A 3186-nucleotide genomic window follows, 5' to 3' on the forward strand; every position below is an offset into this window, starting at 1 on the left:
ATTGCTATAATAACCACACGTAAAAGTGTAAAATAATGTTAATTGCTATAATACCCCCCGTAGGGGATTAAAAGGGGGTTTTAATAAATTACATTTTTCTTTGAAAAAGGTGCGTTACAGTGGGAAATCTTCATGAAGACGTGTTTTTAGATTTAGGTTTTGATGAACTGTCTATTCAGGATTTTTATCGAGAACTTTTTCAATATTCGAATTCTTATATGAAATACCACGATGATATGCAGGTTCCTGTGACTCTTTCAGCCGAGTGTGGCGGCACATGGAAATCAGTTGCTCTTAGAAATCTTGAAGAAATAATTACAGGCAGAAACGATGCGTATATATCGGCTTGTACTTATTTTCCGCACAAAGGAAGAGATGGCAGGTGGCACTCCCTAAACGGAAAAGACCACGCTGACCAGCTTTGTGCGTTTGTGGTTGACCTTGATTATGGAGAGCCGCAAGCAGTTAAATATTATTTTGAACCGGCAGCTTTTGATGAAGAATACGGTCTAATTCATACTCCCGGTTATTATTGGTTACAAAAAGATAAGCCTAATCCAACCTATGTTGTTTGTTCTGGGCGAGGAATGCACTTTTACTACGTACTAGCAACGCCTGTTTCTGTTATGAAGCGCTGGCGAAAAGAATTAGACGTTATAAATCGCTCACTCTATGATGAAAAACACGATATGCGCAGCTCAGCTAACGAATTCGATGAATACGTTGCTTCAGGACTAGGCAATAGAGACTACCACGGTATAACGCAGCCTTATCGTGTTGTTGGTTCACTTCCAAAAACTGGACACTCTCTTGTGACAGCATGGCGTACTGGTAATCCAATAGAGATCGAAGAGCTTGCTAGGTTTGCTGGTCTTTCTCAGGTGAAATTTACAGTTGATGAATTCGATATGTCAAAAAGCCTAATGAAAAAAGAAATAACGACTTCGAAAAATAAACCCTATGTTAAGAAAACAAATCGCCGCGGCTGGAACCCTGGCTTTTATCGCTGGCTTGCACAGCGTGAAAAAGACCATACTAGGCTGTACGGAGAATATGGACACCGCTACAAGCAAGTACAAGCACTCACAATTGCATCTATCAAAGATCGTATCCCTCGCGAACAGTTAATCGCTGATGTTAAAGAAATACATGCAGGTTGGAATGAATGCGCCAAAAAATATGGCCATCCAGAAATTGGCTGGGATGAATGCGAAAAAGCAATGCGGTGTTTCGAAGACTGTCCAGACCATCGACACTTCCCTAAATGGTGGCTCGAAGATCTATGCGGTTGGGAATTTGGTACTCAGAAGCGAAACGGAAAGAGCCAAAGAGATCACTTAGAGAATAGAGCTTGGGTATTTCGTGATTTGGATTACCCGGATGGAAGTTGGCGCTATCGTGGCGGTGCTCCAACGAAAAAAGTATTGATTAAGGAATACGCTGCATCTCATCCAGAAGCCAACCATTCTGAAATAGCGCGTGCGCTTGGAGTCTCTCGTCCTACCGTGATAAAGTGGCTTAAAAATCAATCTGAGAGATAGCTATTATGTCGAAAACCATAAAAGAAATAGCTCAAGATTGCGGCGTCTCTGAACAATCCATACGCAAATGGTGCGCGAAACATGAGGTTTCGCAAGTTGCGAAACAATGGAAACCTAACGAAAATGAAATTAGCGCTATATACAGGCATTATGGAAAAGAGGTTTCGCAAGTTGCGAAACCAACGAAACCAAGTTGCGAAACCAACGAAACCTTAAAAACAGTACCTTTTGAGGTTTATCAAGAACTCACAAAGCAACTAGAGATAAAGGATGAGCAGATTCGCAATCTAAATAAAGCATTGCTTAACGCTCAAGAACAAGGACAAGCAGCGCAGCTTCTCCATGCAGCCGATCGTAAAGAAGATTTAATACCTGAGAACCAAGAACAAAAAATAAAATATAAATCTCGCTGGCAAAGGCTCAAAGAAGCGTGGAAAGAGTAAGGGTTTATGAAGCAACGAGTTATTTATCAGTGGTCACACGATGGCAGCGTTGAGGAGTGCGATGCTGAAAGGTTTTTGGTTACGCATTCTGAAACCTGCTACCACTGCGATAATGCCATAACATCAAAGGATTATGCTTGGAATCTTAATTCTAGTGATGGATCGCTTTATATGCTTTGTGATAGATGCTATCAGCGGTCAACAATTGAACTTGCTACTTCTAACGATTAGCAACTAAAAGTTGCAAAGTTAATTTTACTTTTTAAAAACAGGTTCCGAAACTGTTCCACGGTTTCGGACACGAGGACCGCATCTTGTAATACGAAGCTAAAAGCTTCTGATACAATATGCCCAACGGCTTCGCCGTTGCCTCGGTTTCGCGAAACGCGAAACAAAATCCTGTCACTTCTGCCAGAATCGCTCACACTACTGTTCGCTAGTCGGTATAATGTAATACAAATATTACAAATAATACATCCAATTAAGAAAAGAGCGCATATATGACTACATCACTGCGTATGGACCCCACAATCGAGAGTCGCTACGAAAATCTGGCAAAAACAACCGGACGTACTAAGTCGTTTTACATGAATGAAGCACTTGCTGATTCTATTGATCGACTTGAGTGGGAGTTTGGAATACTTCAAGACCTTGAGGAAATCAGGCAAGGCAAACAAAAGCCTGTACCCCTAAAAGATGTGATGGCTGAATATGGGTTATAAGGTCACAACATCACGAGGTTTCCGTAAAGCACTTTCTAAAATGCCCTATAAAGCCGCTCAGCGCGTTCTGAGGGCTTTAAGTGAACTAGAGGGCATAGAAGACCCCAGAAGTAAAGGAAAAGCTCTCACAGGGACTCTGAGAGGGCTTTGGCGATATCGTGTAGGTGATTACCGTATTATTTGCAGCATTATTGACGACGAGTTAATCATCCTAGCAGTTGATGTTGGTCATCGACGAGAGATATACAGGCGGTAATATCCATTAAACAAGCTATGCTTACCTTTATTTTTGATAGAGGTGTAAAAAAACTTATTGCTATAATAACCACACGTAAAAGTGTAAAATAATGTTAATTGCTATAATAACCACACGTAAAAGTGTAAAATAATGTTAATTGCTATAATACCCCCCGTAGGGGATTAAAAGGGGGTTTTAATAAATTACATTTTTCTTTGAAAAAGGTGCGTTACAGTGGGAAA

At 40.8% G+C, this 3186-nt stretch carries 5 protein-coding genes; all 5 read left to right on the forward strand.

What is annotated here, in order from left to right; genetic code table 11:
- Positions 1-119: 119 nt before the first annotated feature.
- Positions 120-1541: a hypothetical protein gene (locus G7Y46_RS08975; protein ID WP_165254011.1), complete on the forward strand. Its 1422-nt coding sequence runs from the start codon at positions 120-122 to the stop codon at positions 1539-1541.
- A gap of 5 nt (positions 1542-1546) precedes the next feature.
- On the forward strand, positions 1547-1984 hold the full coding sequence (locus tag G7Y46_RS08980) for a hypothetical protein (protein ID WP_165254012.1): 438 nt from the start codon (positions 1547-1549) through the stop codon (positions 1982-1984).
- Between the two features lie 6 nt (positions 1985-1990).
- Positions 1991-2215, forward strand: coding sequence for a hypothetical protein (locus G7Y46_RS08985; RefSeq protein WP_165254013.1), 225 nt, complete (start codon positions 1991-1993; stop codon positions 2213-2215).
- 269 nt (positions 2216-2484) lie between these two features.
- Positions 2485-2706: a ribbon-helix-helix domain-containing protein gene (locus G7Y46_RS08990; protein ID WP_165254014.1), complete on the forward strand. Its 222-nt coding sequence runs from the start codon at positions 2485-2487 to the stop codon at positions 2704-2706.
- The gene (locus tag G7Y46_RS08995) at positions 2696-2962 is read left to right on the forward strand and encodes a type II toxin-antitoxin system RelE/ParE family toxin (RefSeq protein WP_165254015.1); all 267 of its coding nucleotides are present in this window, start codon (positions 2696-2698) and stop codon (positions 2960-2962) included. The genes G7Y46_RS08990 and G7Y46_RS08995 overlap by 11 nt, the downstream gene beginning before the upstream one ends.
- Positions 2963-3186 lie beyond the last annotated feature (224 nt).

The organism is Adlercreutzia sp. ZJ304 (assembly GCF_011039075.1).
GTDB lineage: Bacteria > Actinomycetota > Coriobacteriia > Coriobacteriales > Eggerthellaceae > Adlercreutzia_A.

Excerpts from the sequence above, each read along its gene's own strand:
- G7Y46_RS08980 (WP_165254012.1), top strand. The coding sequence starts at position 1,547 with ATGTCGAAAACCATAAAAGAAATAGCTCAAGATTGCGGCGTCTCTGAA.
- G7Y46_RS08985 (WP_165254013.1), top strand. The coding sequence starts at position 1,991 with ATGAAGCAACGAGTTATTTATCAGTGGTCACACGATGGCAGCGTTGAG.
- G7Y46_RS08990 (WP_165254014.1), top strand. The coding sequence starts at position 2,485 with ATGACTACATCACTGCGTATGGACCCCACAATCGAGAGTCGCTACGAA.
- G7Y46_RS08995 (WP_165254015.1), top strand. The coding sequence starts at position 2,696 with ATGGGTTATAAGGTCACAACATCACGAGGTTTCCGTAAAGCACTTTCT.